We start from the raw sequence: 655 nt of genomic DNA, 5'->3' as shown, positions 1-655 counted from the left end.
AACCGGAACAACGCCACCTCGACCGCGAACAACGCCGGCTGCGCAAACCGCGTCTCCTCCAACAACACCGCCTCATCACCGAAGACCAGATCCTTCAGCGAACAGCCCAGCCCCTCATCGACGACCGCGCACACCTCGTTGAAAGCCGCCGCGAACACCGGGAAAGCGGCATACAACTCACGCCCCATCCCGACCCGCTGCGACCCCTGACCCGTGAACAACACACCCACACGACCCGGAACAACCGCCCGCGACTCCACCGACATCAGACGCTCCCGCGCCTCACCCGCCGAACCCGCCACCACCACCGCACGATGATCGAAACGAGCACGCGCTGTCGCCAGCGAGTACGCCACATCCGCCAGATCCAGGCCCGGCCGCTCCTCCAGGAACCCGGCAAGCCGCACCGCCTGCGCACGCACCGCGCCCGGCGACCTGCCCGACACCACCAACGGCACCACACCACCAGACGCCACCGCACCAGGCTCCACCGCACGCTCCACCGGAGACTCCGCCTCGACGGCCTCAAGGATGACGTGGGCGTTGGTGCCGCTGATGCCGAAGGAGGAGACGGCGGCCCGGCGGGGGCGGTCATGGCTCGCCGGCCATTCCCGCGCCTCGGTCAGCAGCTCCACCGCGCCGGCCGACCAGTCCA

1 protein-coding gene is annotated in these 655 nt (G+C 69.5%); it reads right to left on the bottom strand.

From position 1 onward, the window contains the following. A partial coding sequence (locus IE239_RS41570; protein ID WP_190154623.1) for an acyltransferase domain-containing protein occupies positions 1 to 655 on the bottom strand: 655 nt, incomplete at both ends.

Origin of the sequence: Streptomyces humidus (genome assembly GCF_014649655.1) — a bacterium.
Taxonomy (GTDB): Bacteria; Actinomycetota; Actinomycetes; order Streptomycetales; family Streptomycetaceae; genus Streptomyces; species Streptomyces humidus.
Note: the sequence above shows the minus strand (reverse complement) of the source record. Positions and strands in the feature narration are given on the sequence as shown.